At 41.5% G+C, this 2440-nt stretch carries 2 protein-coding genes; both read right to left on the bottom strand.

What is annotated here, in order from left to right:
• Nucleotides 1-133 precede the first annotated feature (133 nt).
• Nucleotides 134-502, bottom strand: a complete 369-nt coding sequence (locus tag PX481_RS16665) for a Het-E N-terminal domain-containing protein (protein ID WP_288027684.1) — start codon at nucleotides 500-502, stop codon at nucleotides 134-136.
• A 468-nt stretch (nucleotides 503-970) separates the two neighbouring features.
• The coding region (locus PX481_RS16660; protein ID WP_288095068.1) for a cation-translocating P-type ATPase at nucleotides 971-2440 on the bottom strand (1470 nt) is incomplete at its 5' end.

Here is a 2440-nt window from a genome sequence, read left to right as displayed (position 1 = left end):
GATAAATTCTCTCTAGCATTTTCTGGCTCTCGGGGTTTAGGTCTCTAATCAATCTCATTGTATTTTCCTGCTGCTTCGTTTTTTTATGTATTATACTTCTTAATTTTTTATTTGGGTAATTAATTTTGCATGACTACTTACTAGCATTACCCGTGCCAGAGGTAGCAGCATATTTAACATTACTGATATTTTGGGTGATAATTTGTTGTCCACCGGGTTGTTCTTGGAGCTTGTCTAGTAAATCTTGGGCTAATTTAGTGATTTCATTATCTTTATCAACCCCCGCTTCGACAATTTTATCTTTTAACAAACCTTCAGCTTTCTTGATATCCTCTGGTTTTGCCTCTACCATTGCCTGTGCTAAAGCATCATTAGCAAACTTACGCTTAATCAAGGTTTTCAAACCTTGATATGTATCTTTAACACCTTTTTCCGCCGTATCTTTAGCCGCAGCAACCGCACCGGCAGTCAAGGCGGCGATAATCAGAGAAACTGGTTCCATTGTTTGATACTCCCAATACAATATTGCTAACTCAATTTTAGATCAAAACAATTTTTAATAGTAAGCCAAATCGCAATCAGCTAGAGAACTGGAATTTCACGGCCAAGGCACTAAACCTTAAAATTATTACTATGTAGGATTTGCTGAATAAATGTGAAATGTAGGCAAGGTAGGGGCTTTCTGGCTTTTCTCTGGAAACAGGTGCAAGATTTTGAGAGAATCGTGCTTCAAAACCTTGCGTCTTCATCGGCCCGCGTCCTATAGGGGCGAAGCATTCGGGCAATAACCTATCGATGAAACCGTAGATTTTCTATCCGAATGCTTCGCCCGTACTTTTTGCCGCAAACCCTATATAAGAATCGTAGCCGAAAAAGCCAAACTACGGTTTTCCCAGTGGATGGGGTTTATCAGTTATCAGATTTGAGTTTTCAATTCACTGTTTACTGAACAATGAAAAAAACTCCCTGATTATCGCCGATGATACCAACGGGTAAATAATTTTTCTAACTCCACCCAAACGAATAATAAGGTACTAAATCCCAAACAGATTAATAATTCTTCTTTAGTTAAAAATTGAGTGCCGAAAAAATCCCGCAGGGCAGGAACATAGATTAACATCAGTTGAAAAATTGTCGTCAGGGTTACTGCTACCCAGAGATAGGGATTAGTCAAAGGATTCATTTCTATGGTAAGATGATCGCTCGATCGCACGGAAATGGCATGACCCATTTGAGCTAAACAGAGAGTAGTAAAAACCATAGTTTTCCATGAACCAGTATTACCAAAAAGTGGATCCAAGCGCACAGCGATCAACATTTGAGTGATATTAATAATCGAAAAAATAATCCCAATTCTCACGATATAACTGCCCAAACCGCGAGCAAAAATACTTTCTTGGGGACTAAAAGGAGGGCGACGCATAATATTAGGAGAAGCGGGTTCCACTGCCAAAGCTAAAGCAGGTAAACCATCAGTAACTAAATTCATCCAGAGAATTTGTAGGGGAGTTAGGGGAGTAACTAAACCCAAAAGAGGCGAAGCAGCGATAGTAATCACTTCCCCGATATTACTGCCGAGAATATATTTAATAAAACTGCGAATATTGTTATAAACCACTCGCCCTTCTTCCGTGGCGGCGACGATGGTGGCAAAATTATCATCAAGGAGAATCATATCACTAGCCTCTTTGGTGACATCGGTGCCGGCGATTCCCATGGCAATGCCGATATCTGCTTGTTTCAGGGCCGGAGCATCATTCACCCCATCTCCGGTCATAGCAACAAATTTACCCTTTTTTTGCAAGGCGCGGACAATAGTTAATTTATGTTCGGGGGAGACACGGGCATAGATGTTAGTTTTGTCAATGAGGGTTTCTAGCTGAATTGGTGATAATTTATCTAATTCTCGCCCTGAGATGACTAAAGCTCCCGCTTGGGCAATACCAAGACTTTTAGCCACCGCTAGAGCGGTTAATTGATGATCACCGGTGATCATGATTGGACGGATTCCCGCTTCTCGACACCTAGCCACGGCGATTTGTACCTCCGGTCGCGCTGCGTCGATCATACCGACCATTCCTAACCAAATTAGGGCATCTTCGCTGATTTCAGTTGATTCTGGCGGATAAATCAGGTTTTTGTAGGCTAATCCTAAGACTCGTAAACCCCTGTTAGCCATAGCATTGTTAGCGACTAAGACTTTTTCTTTTTCCCTATCCCCAAAAGGAAGACTTTCTAATCCCGATTGGTAGGAGAGACATTGTTCAAGGATTAATTCCGGGGAACCTTTGGTAAATAGTACGGGATTGACTCCTTGACAAATGACCGACATTCGCTTTCTTTGAGAAGAAAAGGGGATTTCAGCGATTCTAGGGAACTCTTGCTTGGTTAGGGATAAATTTAAGCCCGCTTTCGCCCCTAAAACTAATAAGGCTCCTTC

It is taken from the genome of Microcystis sp. M53603_WE2, from assembly GCF_030065435.1.
Note: the sequence above shows the minus strand (reverse complement) of the source record. Positions and strands in the feature narration are given on the sequence as shown.

Bases quoted from the DNA above. Each gene is read 5' to 3' on its own strand.
- PX481_RS16665 (WP_288027684.1), bottom strand. From the start codon at position 502: ATGGAACCAGTTTCTCTGATTATCGCCGCCTTGACTGCCGGTGCGGTT.